This is a genomic window from Flavobacterium sp. N1736 (genome assembly GCF_025947065.1).
In the GTDB taxonomy this organism is placed as follows: domain Bacteria; phylum Bacteroidota; class Bacteroidia; order Flavobacteriales; family Flavobacteriaceae; genus Flavobacterium.
Window position 1 is genome coordinate 1,515,344 of the sequence record NZ_CP109994.1, and the last position, 22,736, is coordinate 1,538,079.

The following is a 22,736-nucleotide window of genomic DNA, read 5'->3' on the forward strand; positions in this document are numbered from 1 at the left end:
AAAAGTTTATATGTCAATTATGCGACAAATTCTTTATTCAAAATTTTCGATGAAATATATTTTGCAACGCCATCTTCGGCATTTGTTTTTATAACTTCTAAATCAGGCAAAGTTTCTTTTAATAAAGCGGGAGCATTTCCCATAATTAATCCTTTTCCTGATGCCGATAACATTTGAACATCGTTGAAACCGTCACCAAAAGAAACAACTTCATCTAAAGTAAAACCTTCTTTTTCTAATACTCTTTCAATTGCAACTGCTTTATCTATAGATTTATCCATAAATTCTAAACAAGTTGGCAAGCTAAAAGCATGATGCAAATGTTCTGAAGAATTTTCTAAAATTGCATCTTTTAATTTTACTAATTTTTCGTGATCATCACAAGAAAAGAAAATTTTAATTGCTCCAAAATCTTCCAGATTTTTATAATCAACCAATTCCGGATGGTATTTTAATTCAGCCTGAAAAGCATTTAATTTTTCACTGATTCTATTCGTTTGCCAAACATTTTCCTTAAATAAAACAACCGTAATTTCAGGATCAATCTCAACATTTAAGGCTGCTTTTACAACATCACTATCCAAATTAAATGAAAATAATTCTTCTTTTTCCGGCGAATGAATTCTGGCTCCGTTTGAACTTACCAGATAAACCGGCACTTCCAGCGTTTCTATAATTGCCATAGCATCAAGATGATGACGGCCTGTGGCGACAACGATAAGATAATTTTGATTGTGAAGTTCCTGAAAAATTGATTTGGTATAATCGGATATTTTGTGCTGTGGGTTGAGTAAAGTTCCATCTAAGTCACTTACAACAACTTTTATATTCCTAAGTTTTGAAGTCATATTAAAAATCAAGTATTTATGATATGCAAATTTAAGGTTTTAAGCTCAGTTGAGCAAAGAATCAAAGACCTGAAAGCTCGAAATGATGCAAGTTTATTATATATTTAACTATTTCTTCAAAAACTAAATTATTAATAATTTAAACTTTAATAATTCCTGATTTATACAAATTCAAAGCTTTCTGTAAAACCATTTCGATTTTCTCTGTGGGCAAATCTTGTTCAGAATCAAGTAACATAATTTTCATTCTGGAACGGGATTCCTGAATTAAAAATGGCTCATCAAAATATTTTCCTTCAACGATACCAATATACGGCTGTTTGAGTTTTTTATGAATCCATAAATAACAAAACATTTTTCCTTTAAAACAAAAAAACGGCATTCCGTATTTTAGAACATTTGTAATGTCTTTGTCTTGCTTTAGAATAATTTCTTTTAATGCCAAAAGTGCACCTTTTATAGGTTCTTCCTGTTTTAAGTAGAAATCATCTAGTTGTTTCATTTTTTTTGAATTTCTAAGATAAAAAAATATTCGTTTTACACATGTCAATAAAAAGAACATGAATAAAACGAATATTAATAAATGTCAAAACACATTTCACGATTTACATTTGACACTCTATAAAATTAATCGTGATTTTCTATTTGTTTATAAGCATCGATTACCTTTTTCACTAATCTGTGACGCACGATATCTTTATCATCAAGATAAATAATTCCAATTCCGTCAACGTCTTTCAGAACCAAAATTGCTTCTTTCAGACCAGAAATAGTTCTGCGTGGTAAATCGACCTGTCCAGGATCGCCCGTAATCATAAATTTGGCGTTTTTTCCCATACGAGTCAAAAACATCTTCATTTGTGAGTGGGTTGTATTTTGCGCCTCGTCCAGAATTACAAAGGCATTATCAAGTGTGCGCCCACGCATAAATGCCAGTGGCGCAATCTGAATAATTCCTTTCAAAATATAATCTTCGAGCTTTTCATTAGGCAGCATATCGCGCAAAGCATCATAAAGAGGCTGCATATAAGGATCCAGTTTTTCTTTCATATCGCCGGGTAAAAAACCAAGATTTTCTCCTGCTTCTACCGCCGGACGCGTTAGTATGATCCTTTTTACTTCTTTTTCTTTAAGCGCTTTAACCGCCATTGCCACACCTGTATACGTTTTTCCTGTTCCAGCGGGACCAACCGCAAATACCATATCGTTTTTCTTGATGGTATCTACCAGTAATTGCTGGTTAGGCGTCATGGCTTTAATTATTTTACCGCCAACACCGTGCACTAAAATTTTGTCATGATCGTAAGATTTTCTTTCATCCTGACCATCACTCATAATTACACGTTCGATAACATTATCATCAATGTTGTTGTATCTGGTAAAATGAAGCATTAGCCTTTGAAACCTTTTTTCGAATTCATCTAAAACTTCTTTTTCGCCAAACGCTTTCAAAGTAGTACCTCTCGCAACGATTTTAAGCTTTGGATAATACTTTTTAATTATTTCAAGATGAGTGTCCTGAGCGCCCCAAAAGTCTTTTGGAGCGATGTCTATGAGCTCGATTATTCTTTCGTTCAAATGAGGTAGTTTTAAATTAAAAATAAATTTGTTTTTGTAAATCTATTGCTGTCGGGTTGTTTTTTTAGTTTACAGTTTCCTGTCGCAGATATCAGTTCTGTCACCTTTTTTCAAAGACTAAAAACTGAAACTGATTACTGAGACTATTGAAACAGTTACTTTGTTTTAAAAAATGCAAATTGTCTTTTCTTTCTTTCAATTTGTATTTAGTATTACTAGATTTGCATATCTCAAATTTAATGAAAATTAGATTTAAAAACTACCAATAGTTATAAACAAAATTATGTCAATAATTACCCTTACTACCGATTACGGCTTAAAAGACCACTTTGTTGGTTCGCTAAAGGGTAAAATATTATCTGAATATTCAGAGGCTCAAATTATTGACATTTCGCACGATATAGATCCGTTTAATACTGCCGAAGCAAGTTACATTGTTGGAGCATCGTATTTAAGTTTCCCAAAAGGAACCGTACACCTTATTGGTGTTGACATTGAGCGCAATAAAGAGAACCAGCATATCGCCATGCAATGGAACGATCATTACTTTATTTGTGCCGATAACGGAATTTTAAGTATGCTCACGCAGAAAATCGTTCCGGAGAAAATTGTTGCAATTAATATTCACGATCGTTTTCCGCCGGAATCCTCAGATATGGATATTTTTATACAAGTTGCCTGCCATATTGCAAAAGGCGGATTATTGAATGTAATAGGAAAAGAAATTACTGCTATCAAAGAAATAACCGAATTGCAGGCAGTAGTTTCAAATGATGGAAATTCACTAAAAGGATATGTAATTTATATTGATCATTTTGGAAACATTATAACTAATATTTCTAAAAACCAATTTCTGGAAGTCGCAAAAGGGCGTCCGTACGAAATTGTAATGAAACCGAAAAGCATCAAAACGATTCTTCCTAATTATTCTGACATTGCAACTTCTGAGAAATATCCAATTAAAACGTATGAAGGCGAAAAACTAGCGATTTTTAATGAAGCAGGATTTCTTGAGATTGCTATATTTAGAAGCAATCCTTCAAAAGTAGGTTCTGCAAACAGTTTGCTGGGATTAAATTATCGTGATGTGATTACTGTGCAGTTTTTGTAATGATTATAGATTTTAGATTGCTGATTTTAGATTTTAGATTTTGACTTTGATTGTCACTCTGAGCGAAGTCGAAGAACACAAAGTTTGTCCGTTTAGTTTGTCATCCTGAGGAACCAACGAATCACTTGTAATCGATAAAGATTGGAGATTTTCTTTGCGGAGTTCCTGGTGTGATCTCTCCTCCGTCGAGATGACAATATTGTGTCAAAAGCATGAGAAAATAAGCTTATCATAATATTTTAAATTTTCCTAAAAAGAACAATCTATTTTGGTATTTTTGCGCACCTGAAAAGGTTTTCAATCTAAAATCTAAAATCAGAAATCTAAAATTAAAATATGTTTGTCAGAATAGTAAAAATGAGTTTTCACGAAGAAAAAATCCCTGATTTTCTGGAGAATTTTGAATCCGTAAAAGACAAAATACGAAATGCAGAAGGAAATCGTTTTTTAGAATTGTATCAGGATAAAAATGACAAATGCATATTTTTCACATATAGTTATTGGGAAACAGAAACTGATTTAGAAAATTACAGAAAATCTGAATTATTCAATACCGTTTGGGATTTTACAAAAAAGCTATTTAATGCAAAGCCCGAAGCGTGGAGCGTTGACAAAGTGGTTTCTTTGGCATAAATTGTTTCAGGTTTCAGGTTTCAAGTTTCATGTTTCAGGTTATATGACGGGTCTGAAAATTGGAAATGAATTAACCACGAAGAGCACAAAGAATATATTAAAGATTTTAGAAATCGTAAAGGTCGCAAAGCTGGTCGAACCTGAAACCTGAAACCTAAAACTTGAAACAAATAAACAAAGAAACGATTAAACGAATCAAACAAATAAACGATTAAACAGTTCAAACGATTAAACAAAAAATAAATGAAATCAATCATTTTAAGAGAAATAAAGTCCTTTTTTGGTTCTCCTATTGGCTATTTGGTCATTGCTATTTTCTTAATTAGCAACGGACTATTTTTATGGGTTTTTGAAGGAGATTACAATATATTGAATACCGGTTTTGCCGATTTGACTCCGTTTTTCACTTTAACACCGTGGATTTTGATTTTCCTTATTCCGGCGGTAACAATGAGAAGTTTCTCTGATGAAAAAAAACAAGGAACACTTGAATTGCTTTTAACCAAACCATTATCAATTTGGGAAATCGTAAACGGAAAATTTTTAGGTTCTCTATTTCTGATTATTTTAGCAATTATTCCAACCTTTATTTACGTAAAAGTAATTTCGAATTTAGGTTTACCGGAAGGAAATATCGATATGGGAAGCACGATTGGTTCTTACTTCGGATTATTATTTTTAATTGCTGCTTATTCTGCTATCGGAATCTTTACTTCTACCCTGTCTGAAAATCAAATTGTCGCTTTTATAATTGCGGTTTTTTTATGTTTCTTTTTTTATTTTGGTTTTGAAGGTATCGCAACATTAGTTCCTGGTTTCAACAATATTATTCCCGTTTTAGGAATGCAGGATCATTTTAAAAGTATGAGTCGGGGCGTTATTGATACTCGTGATGTTATTTATTTTTTAAGCATCACCGTATTATTTTTGTCGTTTACCGTTTACCAATTAAAATCTTTTAAAGCCTAATGAAAGCATCTAATCAACAAAATATTAAAAAATTAGGTATTACGGTTTTGGTTTTAATCGTTTTAAATCTATTGGGAAGTTTGTTTTTCCACCGCTTTGATTTGACCAAAGATAAACGATATACCTTATCCCAAACTTCTTTAAATATTGTAAAGCAAGTTAAAAATCCATTATCCATAAAAATTTACATGCAAGGCGATTTGCCTGCAGATTTCAGACGTTTACAGCAGGAAACCAAACAATTACTAGAAGAATTTCAGGCGTATAACAGCAATATTGTTTTCGAATTCGTAAATCCAATGGAAAACGAAGACGAAAGCATGGCAGTTATAAAATCACTTTATCAAAAAGGCTTAACGCCAATAAACATCACTGTTGACGATAAAGGAAAACAATCACAAGCAATGGTTTTTCCGTGGGCAGTTGCCGTATATGACAATAAAGAAGTTAATATTCCTTTGTTGAAAAATATTATGGGCGCTTCGACAACGCAAAAAGTTGTGGGTTCTATTCAGCATTTAGAATATTCGATTGCTGATGCGATTAATAAAATCACCAAAGCCAAACAAAAGAAAGTAGCTATTATAAAAGGAAATGGCGAAATAAACGAAATTCATATTGCCAAAATGCTGATGCAAATTCGCGAAAGCTATTATATTGGTCCTTTTACATTAGATTCTGTCGCTAAAAATCCAACAGGAAGTTTAGAAGCTTTAAAGAAATATGATTTAGCCATAATCTCAAAACCAACACAAACTTTTTCTGACGAAGAAAAGCAGGTTTTAGATCAATTTATCATGAATGGAGGAAAAACATTATGGTTAATCGATCAGGTTGCGGCCGATATGGACAGTTTATACAATCAATCAGGAGCTACTTTGGCGTATCCGAGAGATTTGAATTTGAATGATATGTTCTTTAAATACGGTTTCAGAATTAATCCTGATTTGGTAAAAGATGAACAAGGAAGTCCGATAAAATTAGCAACCGGAGAACAAGGAAGCGCAACTCAATATCAGGATTTTATATGGAAATTTGCACCACTGGTTTATCCAACAAGCAAACATCCAATCGTGAAAAATTTAGGCGGAATCAGGTTTGACTTTGCAAGCCCGATTGATACTTTGAAAAACGGAATTAAAAAAACAGTTTTACTGCAATCGTCTCCCTATTCTAAAACAATTGGAACTCCGGCAGAAATCAACCTGAATACGGTAACCGAAAAAACGGCTACACAGGATTATTTAAATAAAGGAAATTTACCGCTTTCGGTTTTATTGGAAGGGAATTTCCATTCGGCTTTTGAGAATCGTGTTTTGCCTTTTAAAGATAATGATTTCATTGCAAAAGGAAAACCAAACAAAATGATTGTTATTTCTGATGGGGATTTAGCAAGAAATCAATTAGATAAAAATATGATGCCGGTAGAATTGGGTTATGATCAACGCACAGGAAACTTGTATGATAACAAAGATTTTATGATGAATTGTATTAATTATTTGCTGGATGATACCGGACTTATTAACATTAGAAGCAAAGATGTTGAGCTGCCTTTACTTGATAAAGAAAAAGTTTACGAAAATTACAGCATAACACAATTCATAACTATCGGACTTCCAATTGCAATTTTATTGGTTTTCGGACTTGCATTTACTTACATTCGAAAAAGAAAATACAGCAAATAGATGTTAATAAAAAAATTGCAAAACTAAGATTGTTTACGATATATTTGTAAAACGTATCTTAGTTGAATAAAAACTAAAGAAAAGAGCAAAAAAATAAAACAAAAGACATGAAATTTATAGTATCGAGTTCGTACTTATTAAAACAATTACAAGTTTTAGGTAGTGTAATCAACAGTAACAATACGTTGCCTATTTTAGATAACTTTCTATTTGAACTAGACAATGATGCGTTGACAGTTTCAGCTTCAGATCTTGAAACCACAATGTCTGCTACATTATCTATCGATTCTAAAAGTAAAGGAAGCGTTGCTGTTCCTGCTAAACTTTTGCTTGAAATTTTAAAAACGTTTCCGGAACAACCTTTAACTTTTACAGTTGAAGATAATAATACTGTTGAAATTAGTTCAAATTCAGGAAAATATGCCTTAGCGTATGCTGCCGGAGAAGAATTTCCAAAAGCTGTACATCTTGAAGATCCATCTGTAACACTTGTTCCTGCTGATGTTTTGGCAACTGCTGTAAGCAAAACTATTTTTGCTGCCGGAAACGACGATTTACGTCCGGTAATGTCAGGGGTTTTCTTTCAGTTTTCACCAGAGGGATTAACTTTTGTTGCAACAGATGCTCATAAATTAGTAAAATATGCCCGTACAGATGTAAAAGCATCTCAGGTTGCAGATTTTATTATGCCTAAAAAACCTTTAAATATCTTAAAAAGTATTTTAGGATCTTCTGATGCAGAAGTAAAAATTGAATACAACGATTCGAATGCGACTTTTTCATTCGATAATTATATTTTAATGTGTCGTTTAATCGACGGAAAATACCCAAATTACGAAGCGGTAATTCCAAAAGAAAATCCAAATAAATTAATGATCGATCGTGCTTTATTTTTAAGCTCTGTTCGTCGTGTTGCGATTTTCTCAAACAAAACAACACACCAAATTCGTTTAAAAATTGCAGGAGCTGAATTAAATGTTTCTGCCGAAGATATCGATTACTCTAACAAAGCCGAAGAAAGATTAACTTGTGATTATCAAGGAGATGATCTTCAAATTGGTTTCAACTCACGTTTTTTAACGGAGATGCTGACCAACTTACAATCAGATATGATTATGTTAGAGATGTCATTGCCAAACAGAGCCGGGATTCTTACCCCTGTTGATGGCTTAGAAGAAGGAGAAACGGTTACCATGTTGGTAATGCCCGTAATGTTAAATAGTTAACATCAAAACTTCTTTTTGTTACAGGGATTTTTTTTAGTTTCAAATTAAAGACATATCATTGTAAAAAAAAACATCGCTATTAACCAACCATTTTTTATACCTGGAAACCGCAATTCTCATAAAGAGTTGCGGTTTTTTATTTTTAACCTTTTTTAAGTCATTGCGAGGAATGAAGCAACCGCATTTGCTGAATCCATAAAGTGTTTTTAAGTGTGGTTGCTTCGTTCCTCGCAATGACAAACTAACTTGACGATGATATAAACCCGACAGGTTTTAAAAACATGTCGGGTTTGGCGTTCAGTGAAAACCTGAAACATGAAACCTGAAACTTTAAACTTGAAACCTGAAACTTTAAACCCAAAACATTTTTTTTCTAACTTTGCAAAATGAAAATAGAAATTTGGTCGGACATCATGTGTCCGTTTTGTTATATCGGAAAAAGACAACTGGAAACTGCTTTAGCTGAATTTCCAGATAATGAATTTGAAATTGAGTGGAAAAGCTTTCAACTTGATCCAACCATTACGCCACAATCAGGAAAAGACGTTTATACGTTTCTGGCTGAGCGAAAAGGTATTTCTGTTGAACAATCAATAGAAATGCATAAAGGTGTTGTAGAACGCGCAAAAAGCGTTGGTTTAGATTATCATTTTGATAAAGCTATTATCTCCAATTCACTTACCGCACATCGCATTATACATTTGGCAAAAGCTAAAAAGCTAGGCGACGAAATGGAAGAAATTTTCTTTAAGGCTTACTTTACTGAAGGAAAAGATTTAAACGATCCTCAAACTTTAATAGAATTAGGCGTAAAAGCAGGTTTAGATTCTAAAGAAGTGCAAGAAGTTACAGAAAATGAAAACCTTTATTTAAGCGATGTAAAAAGCGATATTAGAGAAGCACAGGAAATTGGCGTGCAAGGAGTTCCGTTTTTTGTTTTTGATCGAAAATATGCAGTTTCAGGAGCGCAGCCGGTTGAAGCTTTTGTAAATACGATTAGAGAAGTGCAGAAGTAGTAATTTTAGATTTTAGATTGCAGATTTTAGATTGCAGATTTTAGATTGCAGATTTTAGATTTACACACAATCTTGTCATCCTGACGGAGGAAGGATCTTCGTAAGAGACTCCGCAGAGTTAAAATACAATCTTTGTCGAGCTACTTGTGGAGATCCTTCCTCCGTCAGGATGACAAACTAAACGGTGACAAACTAAGTTAAATCTAAAATCTACACTCTAAAAATCTAAAGTCTAAAGTCTAAAGTCTAAAATCTACACTCTAAAAATCTAAAATCTAAAAATCTAAAATTAAATAACTCCCATTTTCTGCATTAAAAAAGTGGCGCTTTTGTTTTTACAAATTCCGTTACGGAGTTTGTAATCAAAATGGAGTTCGTTGTTTTTAATTTCGACTTCAAAACATTGATTGGTTAAAATATCAGGATATTCATTTGTTGTTAAGCAAACCTCGATATCGTGTGTTGCGATTGCGCCAATTGCTTTTTTTGCAATTATCTTTTTTACTACTTCAATTGTTCCGTTTCGTTTGTCGTCAGAATTTGTTCCTCTTAAAATTTCGTCTAGTAAAACAAAAGCCGGTTTTTCTTCAAGAGCGTCCATAATTTGCTTTAAACGCTTAATTTCGGCAAAGAAATACGATTCGCTATCTGCTAAAGAATCAGATAATCGCATTGAAACTAAAACTGGAAGTGGGTGAATGTTAGCTTTTGAAGCACAAACCACTGAACCAATTCCGCCTAAAACCATATTTACTCCCAAGCTTCTTAAAAAAGTACTTTTTCCGGACATATTGGAGCCTGTTAAAATCATGAAAGATTCAGGATAAAAATGCGTATCATTCCCTACTCTGGTTTCGGGATTTAATAATGGGTGACTCAAATCTTTAAAGCTAATTTTATACTGGGAATTGATTTCCGGAAAAACAAAATCAGGATTATTATAAGCCAGATTTGCTAAACTGTTCAGGGCTTCAAATTCACCAATAATATCGATCCATTTTTCAAGTTCTTCAGAATAGTTTTGTTTCCATTTTAAAAGTGCTTTTAAAACATGCAGATTAAATAGAAAAGTTCCGTTGAACAAAATTGCCGTAACAAAATTGCTAATAGTATCCATTCTCGAAAACAGTTCAGACAGATCTTTTAAATGTTTGCTTGCCGTTGCATTTTTAAAAATAAGCTTTTGCTGCAGATCGATTAATTTTTTGGATTGAAAATTTTCTGTTTCTATTTTCTCGACTAATAAACTGTATTGTCTGATGATTTTATCAACGTTATCTGCTTTGGCAATTTCCGATTGAATTCGTTTTAATGATCTTCCCAAAACAATCATATTTGCAATAAAAATATACGTGAGATACGATAATAAAATTGTTTTTGAAGTAATAAAGTAGGCTGCTAAAAACCCAAAAAACAAAGCAGGAAGAATAATTGAAAGTGCAATTAAAACTTTAGGTAAGGAATTATTTTTAAATGAATTCCAATAGATTATAGAATCATACGATTTTTTAGAATCATTACTAACCATTGCTAAAGCCAAAAAATCCTGTCGCCAGTCTATTTTTGTTTTAAGTTCATGAATAGCTTGCTGATTTTCTAAAATGGTTTCATTAGAAAACTGTTTCAATAATTGATTTGCGAGTGTTTTTTTTCCGACGAAAGTCGCTGTTCTGTTTAAATTCTGAAACAGGGAGTGTTCGCCAAAAATATCTAAATCGTACGCATACGGATGATGAAAATCATTAAATTCGATTCCGTTTTCAAAAGGAAGCTTTTCTCTTTTTAAAAATGAAATTTCATTTTCATTGATTTGTAAAAGTGCTGTTGTAATTTGTTTTTGAAATGATAAACGGGAATGAATTCTCATCAAAAAAATAAAACCAACAAAAGATAGAAAAGCAAAAACTACGTACAGCATTTCATTTGTTCTGATGTAATAAAACATCAAAAATAAACAAAGAAAAACACTTAAAAGCCGCAGTAAACTTATACTATTGTACCTTTTATTGATTTTACTAAAAAGTTCAGAATAATGGGTAATTTTATTTTGATATGAATTCATTTTATTGATTTGATGAAATACAAATATAGCTTTTAGATCATAAAATCAATATTAAAAAAAGACTGAATTTAGTCTTCATGCATGATTAAAACAGGCACAGAAACTTCTTTGGTGATTTTTTTTGTAAAACTGGATTCGAAAATACTTTCAAAGAAAGATTTTTTATGCGTTATGGTTGTTAATATATCAATGTCTTTATAAAGTATAAAATCAAGAATAGTTTCTTTTACTTCATCGCTTGGCAAAACCAGAAATTCTATGTTTTCGCCGGCAAATTCCATTTCCCACTCTTTAACGGTCGCATCAGAAACATCTGAATTTGAAGTTTTAACATACAAACTTTTTACTTTTGCATTTGTTTTCTTTGCGATTTTCAGTACTTTTTTAAGTTCCTTTTTATCCTTATCACGATAACGGGTTGTAAATCCAATTGTTTTAATTTTCTTGAAATTTGCATTTACAGGAACGCATAAAACCGGAACCTGAACTCCTGAAATTACGGAGCTTGTATTTGAACCCAGGAAAAATTTTGTCCAGTCTGAACTGCCTGTTGTTCCCATAATTACAAAATCAATCTGATCTTCTTCAACAGCATTTTTGAGGTTATATAATAAATCTCCATCCATTAAACGGTGTTTTATAACTATATCGCTTAAATTTCGCTCTGCTGCAATGGATCGTAATTTTGGAATTTCATCTTTAAACATTTCAAATTTTGCTAATTCTATCGAGCTATAAATTGAAGCATAGTTTTCAGGAAAAAATTGACTATCGTACACCGGAATCTCAAAAGTATGTAACAAAATAAGCTCGGCGTTCACAATTTTTGCAAATTCTAATGCGTGCACAAAAGCATTTGTGGCGGCATCAGAAAAATCGGTAGGGAATAATATTTTTTTCATTTTGTTTCAGTTTATAAAGTTCTTCTCTCAAATTTACTCATTCTAAAAACAAAACACTCTGATAATTATCAGTAATTTAACATTTAATAATTTCTCAAAATAACGATTGTGCACGCACTTCTGTCTTCGGAAATTTGTGCCTTTTTTTATACCTTTGCAACATGATAAATCAAGATTCTATAGTTGCATTAGCAACGCCATCGGGAGCCGGAGCTATTGCTATAATTCGAATTTCAGGTTCTGAAGCAATCACTATTGGAAATTCGGTTTTTAAATCCATCAAAAACAAAGATTTAACCAAACAAAAAACGCATACTTTGCATTTGGGTCATATTATGGATGATTTAAAAACGCTTGATGAAGTTTTGGTTTCTGTTTTTAAAGGTCCAAATTCTTATACCGGCGAAGATACTATCGAAATCTCCTGTCACGGATCATCTTATATTCAGCAGCAGATTATTCAGTTATTATTGAGAAAAGGCTGCAGAATGGCTGATGCGGGTGAATTTACGCTAAGAGCTTTCCTGAACGGAAAACTTGATTTGTCGCAGGCAGAAGCTGTTGCCGATTTGATTTCGTCAGATAATGAAGCTTCTCACCAAATTGCGATGCAGCAAATGCGTGGAGGTTTTAGTAATGAAATTGCTAAACTGCGTGAAGAACTTTTAAATTTTGCTTCTTTAATTGAATTAGAATTGGACTTTGCCGAAGAAGATGTGGAGTTTGCAGACAGAACTCAGTTTCATGAGTTATTGAATCGGATTGAGTTTGTTTTAAAACGTTTAATCGACTCATTTGCAGTTGGAAATGTGATTAAAAACGGAATTCCGGTTGCTATTGTTGGAGAACCAAACGTAGGGAAATCGACTTTGCTAAACGCTTTATTAAATGAAGAACGCGCCATTGTTTCTGATATTGCCGGAACAACCCGCGATACTATTGAAGATGAATTGGTTATTGGCGGAATTGGTTTTAGATTTATTGATACTGCCGGAATTCGCGAAACTAAAGATGTTGTTGAAAGTATTGGAATCAAAAAAACTTTCGAAAAAATAGATCAGGCGCAAGTTGTTATCTTTTTGTTTGATGGTTTCAAGTTTCAGGTTTCAGGTTCTGACTATATTCTGGAAATTGAAAAAGTTAAAAATAAATATCCTTTAAAACCGATATTAGTTGTTGTAAATAAAGTTGATTTGTTAGGCGACAATGAGATTAAAAAGATCAATGAAAAACTTGAAACTTTGAACCTGAAACTTTTAAAAATTTCAGCGAAGGAAAATATTGGAGTTGATGATTTGAAGAATGAATTACTTTCTTTTGTAAATACCGGAGCTCTTCGTAATAACGAAACTATAGTCACAAATACAAGACATTATGATTCGTTACTTAAAGCTTTAGACGAAATTACTAAGGTAAAATTTGGACTTGAAACAAATCTTTCAAGCGACTTAATTGCTCTTGATATTCGCGAGGCTTTATATCAATTTGGTCTTATTACGGGTCAGGTTTCTAATGACGAATTGCTGGGGAATATTTTTGCTAATTTCTGCATCGGAAAATAATACTATAATTTCAACATAAATTAGTTGATTTTATTTTAAAACTACAGCTTTAAATTTTCTAATAAGTATTCAAAACTTACAATTGCTATTGTATCCAATTGTAGCTTGAAGCAGAAAATTTAAAGCCGCTTTCTTAATATTAAAAAGACAATAGTGATAAACTAAAGTTTACATAAGGAACAGTTTTATTGTCTCCTATTATTGAAGCATCATTATAGTTTTCTCCGTCATTAAAAATCCTGGAAGAGAAAAAGCTGTTAACTCCACCGCTTACGCTTAACATAATATTTTTTGCAAAAAGGTATTCAAAGGCCGGACCACTCTTTAATTCTATAGTATTGTAACTTATTTTACCGTCTAAGTAAGCATTATGCTTATCGTAAAAAATACTATAAGAACTTTGATTAGATCCAATCATAACCCAGGCATTTTTAGCAATTTGTTTTTTTAAATTAATACCTGTCGGAATATCTACAATTAACTCAAGTCCTGATGAAGTAAATTTGTGATAGTAATTTATAATAGGTTCAACAGGCACTGGCGAAGAAGGGTCAATTAATACTAAAAGACCAACAGAAAATGAGGTATTTGCTGTTCTTTTTAGTGGTAAACTGAAACTTCCGTTAAAATTAAAACGACGAATACTGTTTAAATTATCCGATATACCTCTCACTACCAATGAATAAATAATGGGGTGATTGAATATACTATCTGATCTGGAGTAATTTAAAGCCACATCAATAGTGCTTTTGTCTGAGGTTAAAGACATTAACTGCTTCTCTGGCAATTCATTTGTAATATCTTTTAATTCTGTAGAAGTGTACGTATAATTGATGGTTGCTGATAACGAATTACTTTTCCATTTAAAAGCCGGTGTATTGTAGAAAGAACTTATCCTTTCGGTTTTTATCTTTCCGCTGGCAAAATTCGCATCATCAAGTTTTGAAGTAAAATCGCTATAACCAAAACTATTTACGGCGACATTAAATTGCCTTAAACTTGGATAACGAATAGCAAGCTCTTTTTTACTTGCGCTTGTAGTGTCAGCTGCGGGATGCAAAGAAGACATACTGATCATGTTTTGTGCCTGAATGCTGCACGACAGTATTAAACTCAACAGAATAATTTTTATTTTCATCATTTTTATTTTAGTTATTTTTCAGAAGATGCCATGTCCGGTTCAAAATCAAGACAAATAGAATTCATGCAGAACCTTTTATAAGTGGGCGCCGGACCATCATCAAATATATGTCCCAAATGGGCGTCACATCGTCCGCAGAGAACTTCGGTACGAACCATACCGTATGAGTTGTCTCTTTTGTAGCTTACACTATTTTTTGTGAGCGGCTCATAAAAACTAGGCCAGCCGCAACTGCTGGCAAACTTGGCGTCTGATTTAAAAAGCAGATTTCCGCAGGCTGCACAATAATATTTTCCTTTTGTACTGCTTTTCCAGTATTTTCCCGTAAATGGTTTTTCGGTATTTTGTTCTCTGGCTACTAAATAAAGATCAATTGGTAATACTTTTTTCCATTCATCGTTAGACACGTTCAATTTTTTAGTGTCAGTTACAGAGTAATACGGATTGTTTTCATGTCCTTTATCTGATTTCTGATTTTGGGCATAACTAAAGCCCGCAATTAAGACGAGCATATAGCTAAAAATGATATTTTTCATTGTAATTAATTATGGTTTAAGTTTGTTTTTATTTGCCGTATGCTTCTTTTGCAAATTCAAGTAATCCGGTGCCATCTACATATCCGATGTGATTCGCCATAATGCTGCCATTTTCATCAAGAATAAGAAGTGTTGGCAAACCTTCAATTTTCCATGTTTTAGCCAGTTTAACCCCCTCGCCTTTTTCGACATCTATACTGATGTTTATGAAGTTTTTATTGAAATACGCGGCGGCTTTTGGGTCTTTAAATGTTGTTTTTTGAAGTTCTTTGCAAGGCGCACACCATTTTGCGTAAGCATCTACAAATACTTTTTTATGTTGGGCTTTTGCAATTGCCGGCACATGTGTAAAGTCTTTAGTGCTGAAGATTATTTCCATTTTTCCTGAAGGTTTTTCCTGTGCAGTAACCGTAAATACAGAAAAAACGGAAACTATAAATAAAATAATACAGGAATTGATTTTGAAATTTTTCATACAAATTGAATTGATTATTAGAATGCTGATCATTCTATTGACAAGACAAAATTGCACTACAAAAAAGGAAAGGCCTTTGTTTATTAGACCAACTATTTGGTAATTTAGTTCAATACTGAATTCTCAGACAGTATATATTTGTTACGGGTATTTATTTAAAATTTTCAATTCCTTTTTGTAAAAATCCTGCATACGTTTTTGCATCAGGTTCGTATGCTACCGGTTTAGATAGCGTATTTCCGTCATTATCCATCAATACATAATAAGGCTGTGAATTAGTTTGGAATTTAGCCGTTTGAAAATCGCTCCATTTGTTACCAACTGTTTTTATTTTTTTGCCTGTTGTTTTCGAAATTATCTGTTCATTTTCAGGTAACAGGCTCGTATCATCTACATATAGGGAAATCAATACATAATTGTTATTTAATTTATCCCATACTGATGGTTCGCTCCACACATTATCTTCCATTTTACGGCAATTAACGCAGCTCCAACCTGTAAAATCAAGCAAAATAGGTTTGTGTACTTTTTTAGCATACGCCAGCCCTGCTTCATAATCGTGAAAACAGTTTAGATTTTGCGGGCATGTTTGGGTATTTTTTTCTGTTGCAGTACTGGTCATATTTGTCGCAGTATTTGCAGTATTTTGATTCCATTCCTTATAAAAAGAAGGTGGCAAAAATCCGCTGACTAATTTTAAAGGAGAACCCCAAAGTCCGGGTATCAGATATACCACAAAACTAAAAATCAGAATAGAAGATATGAAACCGCTTATTGAAACTTTTGACGTGTTTTCCTCCTCCTCTTCAAATTTTAATTTTCCAAGCATATAAAGTCCAAACATTGAAAAAATAACAATCCAGACCGCTATAAAAATCTCTCTTTTTAATATTCCAAGTTTGTACACCAAATCAAAAGTAGATAAGAATTTTAGAGCCAGAGCTAATTCCAAAAATCCCAAAATAACTTTTACCTTACCAATCCAGCTGCCTGATTTTGGTAATTTTTTCAGCATACTCGGAAAAGCGGCAAAGAGCATAAACGGGATTGATAATGCAAGAGCAAATCCAAACATTCCGATAACGGGACCTGTAATACTGCCGCCAATTGCAGCTTCTACCAAAAGACTTCCAATAATAGGACCTGTGCATGAAAATGATACGAGTGCTAAAGTAAAAGCCATAAAAAATATGCCAATTAATCCGCCTTTATCCGCCATACTATCTGATTTATCAACCCAGCTATTTGGCAGCGTTATTTCGAATGCTCCTAAAAAGGAAATTGCAAATACAACGAATATCAAAAAGAAAATAAAGTTGACAATACCATTGCTTGCCAGCGCATTAAGAGCATCCGGACCTAATGTCAAAGTAATCGTTAAACCAAGAGTAACATATATAATTACAATGGATGCAGCATAAATTACTGCTTTTTTTACGCCGCCGTTTTTGGTAAAATAACTAACGGTAAGCGGTATCATAGAAAATACACATGGCGTAAGCAGTGCTAAAAACCCACCCAATAATCCTCCTAAAAAAACCAGTGCTAAATTACTTTCTTTTGCAGGTAATGTATATTGTTTACTTGCAGAAACATGTTGTGGTTTGTATTTTAAAGTTATTTCTTTAGTATCTGGCGGCAGGCACATTGTGCTGCTGCACGACATATAGGTTATCGCTGCTTTAATTGTAATACTGTCAGTTGTTTTCGGTGTTATTTTCTGTATAAAAATGGCTTCATTCTCAAAATAATACAGGTTCTGATTGTTATATTCTTTTGCTGCACGACTAAGTGGTTTTTGCTCCAGTACTTTTCCTGCCACAGTATATTGATCTGATTTTTCAAAGTCAAAAACCGTTGGTAAAGGTCCGTCCTGAATGGCGTTGAATTGACTGTTTATGTGCCAGCCTTTTTTTATCGTTGCTTTTATATTGACTAATAACGTATCGCTGTTTCCCTTTTCAATATTGATTTTCCATTGTACGGGATTTTCCTGTATCTGACCAAAACAATGAAATATCGATAGCCAGGTGAACAGTATTGTAAAAGGAACTATTCTTTTTAATATAGACATATTCTTAATTTATTAAGTTAAAAAAAACAGCCCGGCTTATTTTTTGCCGGGCTGTCTTAAATAGTATAAAATCAATTATTTACCCATTTTAAAATAACCCATAGCTTTACCAATATCTTCACTTGAAAGTGACATGATTAATTGATTTACAGGCTTTTTAGTTTTGGCATCAAACAAATAAACTACGCCGGTTGCCATATACGGTTCCATTAATTTAGTAAGTCCCAATTTTTCAATTTCTGCTGTCGACTTTTTTGCCGTTTCTGCACTGGTAATATTGTTAACTACAAATTGGTAAGCTCCGTCTTTATTGTTTTCCGTAAGGGCAGCCATTGCTCTTTCTTCATTGGCTTTGCATACGCTGCACCAGCTTGCAGTTTTTACTATTCCTATTATTTTAGCTGAATTTTGAGCGTAAGCTCCTGCTGTAAATACGATGGCAAACATGGCTGTTGCCAATACTTTCTTTAAACTTTTCATTTTCTGTACAATTTGTTATGTCATTATTGACTATGCAAATTTGAGATATAAAAGACGAGCGGGTTTTGAGAATAAGACCAGTTATTTGGCAATTTGGTTCAAAGTGCATGCTTAACATATTGATTCAACTTCTAAACAATATTCTTTCATCGTTTAGAAATTATTGAAAACTTTAATCGGAGAAATTGCTAAAGTTTTATGAGAAGAATCACAAGAAAGTGTAATGATATTTAAACAGATAATAAGAAAGAAAATCTCTGTTTTAATTAGGGTTTGCAGAAGTTTATGAAATTAGAAACACAAATTAATTTTAGTAAGGATAATTATTTATTATTTACTTTCAAGCGATAATTTGTAGGCGTAACGTCGTATTTATCATGAAAACTTTTGGTGAAATTTGCCAGATCATTAAAACCACAATCAAAGGCAATATCTGTAATTCGAAGTTCAGAAACAATCAGTAATTCTGCTGCTTTTTCAAGTCGTTTGTTTTTAATATAATTGGCCGGAGTATCATTATATAATTTAGTAAATTCTCTTTTAAATGAAGATATGCTTAAATTAACGTGTTGTGCCAGTTCATCAATTGTTAATTGAGAAAATAAATTTGCTTCAATAATTTGTTTGAAACTGTAAAGTGCCGGCGAAAAAAGTTGTGATAATATAACTTGTATTGCTTCTGCGTTTTGCGTTTGAGAGAGTAAAAGTATAATTTCCTTTACTTTTAAAATCAAAATTTCTTCATTTACCAAAGATGGATTTTCGAAATAAAACAAAAGTCCTTCAATATACTTTTTGATCAAAAAATCATTGTTTATTCTTTCAGTGGACTGATTGGATATACTGTTTTTTGGTTTTTGAAGCAATAAAGGAAGTTCTTTTTCATAAATTTTCTTTAAGGTATCAGGATGAAAACTTATAACAACTATTTCATTATGAGTACTCGATATAGAATTGCTAATTTTTTTTCCGGTGTTTAAGCAATTTAAAAGTAATGAATAGTTACTGGGAACAACAAACTGATCTTCATCTGCATGAAATTCTATTTCGCCTTCTAATGAAAATAAAAAACAAGCATTATCTGATATTGGAAAAGGAAATTCAAAAGGTGCGTCTAATATTACTTTCTGAATTAAGGTTTTCCCAAATAATTCAATTTTTTTATAGTCAGTAACCATTTCTTTTTATGTTTTTTCGTTGCTAATTGTAAGTAATAAAACCTAACATGTTTTCCAGTGCATAAGACACAAATACCAATTCAGCATTATTTCCCAAATATAGGGATAAATGCTGAATGACGTACTGTAAGCTCTTATTAGCCTAACTGTGTTATTAATCTGCAAGATGCGCTTCTGAAGTGATTTGTACATTAAGCGCTTTAGAGATCAGGCAGTTTTTCTCTGCATCTTTAGTAATAGCTTCAAATTCTTCTGCGGTAAATCCCGGTACAATACCTATAATAGAAAGATGTATGGATTTGATAGCAAAACCTTCCATTGATAATGTCGCTTTGGTGTTTAATGATGCCCAGTCTAAACCTTTTTCGGTTAATGCAAAACTCACAGCCATTGTAAAGCATCCTGCGTGCGCTGCTGCTAAAAGTTCTTCAGGATTTGTCCCTTTTTCATTTTCTTCAAAACGGGTTTTAAAACTGTAATTTGTTTTGTTTAAAGCTTCGCTTTGACTCGTTATTGCGCCTTTACCCTCTTTTATATTACCAATCCATTGTGCTTCTGCTGTACGTTTCATTCTATTTGTTTTAAAAGTGAATGTCATTATTGACCATGCAAATTTGCGATACAAAATAGAGTGGCGTTTTGTTAATTAGTTCAATTATTTGATAATTTAGTTCAAAATAGCGATCAAAAATCTGTCGATTTAGAAACCTTTTCCCAGTCAGACATTTCCTGATTCAATTGTGCAATCTTACTTTTTGCCCTGTTAAAAGCATCGCTGCCCAAAAACAGGTTTACCGGAGGATTACCGCTATATACCAACTCTAAAAAAGCATCGGCAATTTGATCCGGATTTCCAGGTTGTGTTCCATCCATGCTGTTCATTTTTTCATGATATTCACGCAGGTAATTGTACTCTGCCATTTGGTTTTTATTGTAGGCAATTGAATCCGGTTTTGCAAAACTTGTTCTAAACCATCCCGGCAAAACATTTGTAACATTTATTCCCAATGGTTTTAAGTCATTTGCAAGTGCTTCAGATAAACCGCTTAGTGCAAATTTTGCAGCACAATACATGGACCAGCCCAATCCCGGAGCAAAACCGGCTATCGAAGAAATATTAATAATATGTCCGGAACGCTGTTCTCTTAGATACGGCAAAGCATTTTGAACAACTCTTACGGCCGCAAAAAAATTCACTTCAAAATTTTCGCTTATTTCATCAGCGGTAAGTTCTTCCAACGCGCCTCCTAAACCATAACCTGCGTTATTTACAATTACATCGACCCTGCCAAACTTTTCAATCGTTTTTTTGAAAGATAATCCAATCGATTGCTCATTCTTTAAATCAACTTCTAATGCGAGAAACCTGTCTCCAAATGCTGCAAATTGTTCAAATGCATTTACCGTTCTCGATGTAGCTGCAACGCTGTGACCTTTAGACAATAGTTGTTTTGTTAAGGACAATCCCATTCCTTTAGAAGCTCCCGTTATATACCAAACTTTATTTGTGCTCATAATTTTTTATTTTGAGACAAAGGTAAAGGAGATAAATAGTGTGATTTTGTTAAACCAAAACCATTTTTTGTCAAATTCAAACCTTTCTAATGGATGACGGGCTATTATTGGTTTGCTTTTTAAAAAAGTTATTAAAATGTGCCTGATCTTCAAAACCGAGTGCATGGCTAATTTCTGCAATACTCCAATTGGTATATTTTAATAATGCTTTTGCTTCAGTAGTTAGTCTTTCAAAAATATGATCTGTGGTAGTGCGCCCTGTTGTTTTTTTAACTGCCCGATTAAGATAATTAACGTGTATAGAAAGTTTTTGCGCTATATCCTTAGGAGAGCGCAACTCAAAACGCTGTGATGTTGATTCAATAGGAAACTGTCGTTCGAGAAGTTCTGTAAATGCGGCTGTAATTCGAGAACCTGCATCATTTAGCCGGAAAAGGTCTTCAGCGGGATGCAGCTCCAAAGCTGTATAAATTAACTCGCTAACATGGCTTTTAATTAATTCATACTTATAGATATAGTCTTTTTCAATCGTTGCAATAATCTTTTCAAAAATGGTACTGATTTCACTATATGCTGTATCACTAAGTTTATAAACAGGATAAGATCCTGCTGAAAAAAGCGGTAAATCGGTTAGATTAATACGGAAACTTTCCTGAAAAAATTCTTCTTTAAATACACAAAAACATCCTTTAGTATCTGGCTCAAGCGTTTCATAAGTATACGGTACTTTCGGATTAAAAAATAACAATGTATTACCGTTAATTGCAATACTTCTGTCGCCATAATGAAACACATTATTACCCGAAAACAGCATAATTTTAAAAAAATCCCTGCGAATATAAGTTACCGATGTTGTATTTGCTGCAATGCGATCTTCAATTCTAAAGACATTAAATTGTCCGCTATGTCTGGAGATATTCTGTGCTAAATCGTTGAATTTATGTTTGTAAAATTCTTCGAGAGATTCTGTTGATTTTGCCATAAGCACTATTTTTTGCAAATTTCAAACTTTTTATTGTAAAGTGCATTACTTCTGCTAAATATTTTAAATCATATCTGAATATATAAATTCGTTTTGAACCAAATTGCCAAAAAATTGAACCAATTGACATAATCCCTCTTTCTGTTTCCAGATACTTTTGTAACGTCAAAATGACAATTAATTTTAAACTGAAATATTATGGGATTATCAAATTTAGGAATTTTTCATACCGTTATAGGCGTTGTTGCCATTATTGCTGCACTTATAGCATTTGTAAAGTATGGTAAAATTGATTTAAGCAAACTTACCGGCAAAATTTATTTTTATTGTACATTAGTTACTTCGTTAACGGCATTAGGTATATCTAAGCACGGAGGATTTAATCCGGGGCATGCTTTTTCAATTTTAATTGTCATTTTTATAGGGATAGCATATTTACTTTATTGGAGAAAGAAAGGAAATATCAGGGCTCGACATTTTGAAAACTTTTTTCTGTCTTTCAGCTTTTTTTTATCGCTCGTTCCAACTGTTAATGAAACCTTTACCCGTGTTCCTGTAGGGCATCCTTTGGCAAAAGATATTAAGGATCCGGTGATTGCCAATACACTGCTAATTCTTTTGATATTGTTTATTGCGGGCACGGTATATCAAATCATAAAACAAAATAAAATAAACAGAACTGTGTCTCTTTAAAAGGTTTAAATTCTGAAAATGACAAAATTATAATATATTTAAACAATGGAGAATGCAAGGAACTTCCTGC

Annotated in this window: 22 protein-coding genes; 8 read left to right on the forward strand and 14 right to left on the reverse strand. The window is 32.8% G+C overall.

Annotated elements, in window-relative coordinates; genetic code table 11:
- Positions 1–17 precede the first annotated feature (17 nt).
- The 3 genes from OLM54_RS06610 to OLM54_RS06620 form a co-directional block, all read right to left on the reverse strand.
- The gene (locus OLM54_RS06610; protein ID WP_264537799.1) at positions 18–848 is read right to left on the reverse strand and encodes a Cof-type HAD-IIB family hydrolase; all 831 of its coding nucleotides are present in this window, start codon (positions 846–848) and stop codon (positions 18–20) included.
- Between the two features lie 139 nt (positions 849–987).
- Entirely contained in the window at positions 988–1,350 is a 363-nt protein-coding gene (locus OLM54_RS06615; protein WP_264537800.1) for a DUF1801 domain-containing protein, read from the reverse strand.
- A gap of 125 nt (positions 1,351–1,475) precedes the next feature.
- On the reverse strand, positions 1,476–2,426 hold the full coding sequence (locus OLM54_RS06620) for a PhoH family protein (RefSeq protein ID WP_042566466.1): 951 nt from the start codon (positions 2,424–2,426) through the stop codon (positions 1,476–1,478).
- 283 nt (positions 2,427–2,709) lie between these two features.
- On the opposite strand from OLM54_RS06620, the gene OLM54_RS06625 reads away from it, so the two are divergent.
- From OLM54_RS06625 to OLM54_RS06650, 6 genes are all read left to right on the forward strand, one after another.
- A complete protein-coding gene (locus OLM54_RS06625) occupies positions 2,710–3,537 on the forward strand; it encodes an S-adenosyl-l-methionine hydroxide adenosyltransferase family protein (protein ID WP_264537801.1) in 828 nt (275 codons plus the stop codon).
- Positions 3,538–3,873: 336 nt separating this feature from the next.
- Positions 3,874–4,170: a putative quinol monooxygenase gene (locus OLM54_RS06630; RefSeq protein WP_264537802.1), complete on the forward strand. Its 297-nt coding sequence runs from the start codon at positions 3,874–3,876 to the stop codon at positions 4,168–4,170.
- 243 nt (positions 4,171–4,413) lie between these two features.
- A complete protein-coding gene (gene gldF, locus OLM54_RS06635; protein ID WP_264537803.1) occupies positions 4,414–5,139 on the forward strand; it encodes a gliding motility-associated ABC transporter permease subunit GldF in 726 nt (241 codons plus the stop codon).
- Complete coding sequence (gene gldG / locus OLM54_RS06640) at positions 5,139–6,824, forward strand: gliding motility-associated ABC transporter substrate-binding protein GldG (protein ID WP_264537804.1); 1,686 nt, start codon at positions 5,139–5,141, stop codon at positions 6,822–6,824. Before gldF ends, gldG begins: the two co-directional genes overlap by 1 nt.
- A gap of 107 nt (positions 6,825–6,931) precedes the next feature.
- A complete protein-coding gene (dnaN, locus tag OLM54_RS06645) occupies positions 6,932–8,050 on the forward strand; it encodes a DNA polymerase III subunit beta (RefSeq protein ID WP_264537805.1) in 1,119 nt (372 codons plus the stop codon).
- A 386-nt stretch (positions 8,051–8,436) separates the two neighbouring features.
- Positions 8,437–9,066, forward strand: a complete 630-nt coding sequence (locus OLM54_RS06650; protein ID WP_264537806.1) for a DsbA family oxidoreductase — start codon at positions 8,437–8,439, stop codon at positions 9,064–9,066.
- Positions 9,067–9,355: 289 nt separating this feature from the next.
- Here the strand turns inward: OLM54_RS06650 and OLM54_RS06655 are convergent, their stop codons facing one another.
- Both OLM54_RS06655 and OLM54_RS06660 read right to left on the reverse strand, forming a co-directional pair.
- On the reverse strand, positions 9,356–11,128 hold the full coding sequence (locus tag OLM54_RS06655; RefSeq protein WP_264537807.1) for a MutS-related protein: 1,773 nt from the start codon (positions 11,126–11,128) through the stop codon (positions 9,356–9,358).
- 68 nt (positions 11,129–11,196) lie between these two features.
- A complete protein-coding gene (locus OLM54_RS06660) occupies positions 11,197–12,030 on the reverse strand; it encodes a universal stress protein (protein ID WP_264537808.1) in 834 nt (277 codons plus the stop codon).
- Between the two features lie 161 nt (positions 12,031–12,191).
- On the opposite strand from OLM54_RS06660, the gene mnmE reads away from it, so the two are divergent.
- Positions 12,192–13,592, forward strand: coding sequence for a tRNA uridine-5-carboxymethylaminomethyl(34) synthesis GTPase MnmE (mnmE, locus tag OLM54_RS06665; protein WP_264537809.1), 1,401 nt, complete (start codon positions 12,192–12,194; stop codon positions 13,590–13,592).
- A gap of 139 nt (positions 13,593–13,731) precedes the next feature.
- Here mnmE and OLM54_RS06670 read toward each other — a convergent pair whose 3' ends face one another.
- From OLM54_RS06670 to OLM54_RS06710, 9 genes are all read right to left on the reverse strand, one after another.
- Positions 13,732–14,733 carry a hypothetical protein gene (locus tag OLM54_RS06670; RefSeq protein WP_264537810.1) on the reverse strand — a complete coding sequence of 334 codons (1,002 nt, stop codon included), beginning with the start codon at positions 14,731–14,733 and terminating at the stop codon, positions 13,732–13,734.
- 11 nt (positions 14,734–14,744) lie between these two features.
- Positions 14,745–15,269, reverse strand: a complete 525-nt coding sequence (gene msrB, locus OLM54_RS06675) for a peptide-methionine (R)-S-oxide reductase MsrB (RefSeq protein WP_413614465.1) — start codon at positions 15,267–15,269, stop codon at positions 14,745–14,747.
- A gap of 28 nt (positions 15,270–15,297) precedes the next feature.
- On the reverse strand, positions 15,298–15,744 hold the full coding sequence (locus OLM54_RS06680; RefSeq protein ID WP_264537811.1) for a thioredoxin family protein: 447 nt from the start codon (positions 15,742–15,744) through the stop codon (positions 15,298–15,300).
- 151 nt (positions 15,745–15,895) lie between these two features.
- Positions 15,896–17,818, reverse strand: a complete 1,923-nt coding sequence (locus OLM54_RS06685; RefSeq protein ID WP_264537812.1) for a protein-disulfide reductase DsbD family protein — start codon at positions 17,816–17,818, stop codon at positions 15,896–15,898.
- Positions 17,819–17,893: 75 nt separating this feature from the next.
- Positions 17,894–18,298 (reverse strand): hypothetical protein, encoded by a 405-nt coding sequence (locus OLM54_RS06690; RefSeq protein ID WP_264537813.1) that lies wholly within the window; start codon positions 18,296–18,298, stop codon positions 17,894–17,896.
- A 323-nt stretch (positions 18,299–18,621) separates the two neighbouring features.
- Positions 18,622–19,476: a helix-turn-helix domain-containing protein gene (locus OLM54_RS06695; RefSeq protein ID WP_264537814.1), complete on the reverse strand. Its 855-nt coding sequence runs from the start codon at positions 19,474–19,476 to the stop codon at positions 18,622–18,624.
- 154 nt (positions 19,477–19,630) lie between these two features.
- Entirely contained in the window at positions 19,631–20,047 is a 417-nt protein-coding gene (locus OLM54_RS06700; RefSeq protein ID WP_264537815.1) for an OsmC family peroxiredoxin, read from the reverse strand.
- A gap of 113 nt (positions 20,048–20,160) precedes the next feature.
- On the reverse strand, positions 20,161–20,991 hold the full coding sequence (locus OLM54_RS06705; protein ID WP_264537816.1) for an SDR family NAD(P)-dependent oxidoreductase: 831 nt from the start codon (positions 20,989–20,991) through the stop codon (positions 20,161–20,163).
- A 76-nt stretch (positions 20,992–21,067) separates the two neighbouring features.
- Positions 21,068–21,973, reverse strand: a complete 906-nt coding sequence (locus OLM54_RS06710) for a helix-turn-helix domain-containing protein (RefSeq protein ID WP_264537817.1) — start codon at positions 21,971–21,973, stop codon at positions 21,068–21,070.
- A 198-nt stretch (positions 21,974–22,171) separates the two neighbouring features.
- On the opposite strand from OLM54_RS06710, the gene OLM54_RS06715 reads away from it, so the two are divergent.
- Positions 22,172–22,666 (forward strand): hypothetical protein, encoded by a 495-nt coding sequence (locus OLM54_RS06715; RefSeq protein ID WP_264537818.1) that lies wholly within the window; start codon positions 22,172–22,174, stop codon positions 22,664–22,666.
- The last annotated feature ends 70 nt before the right edge of the window (positions 22,667–22,736 follow it).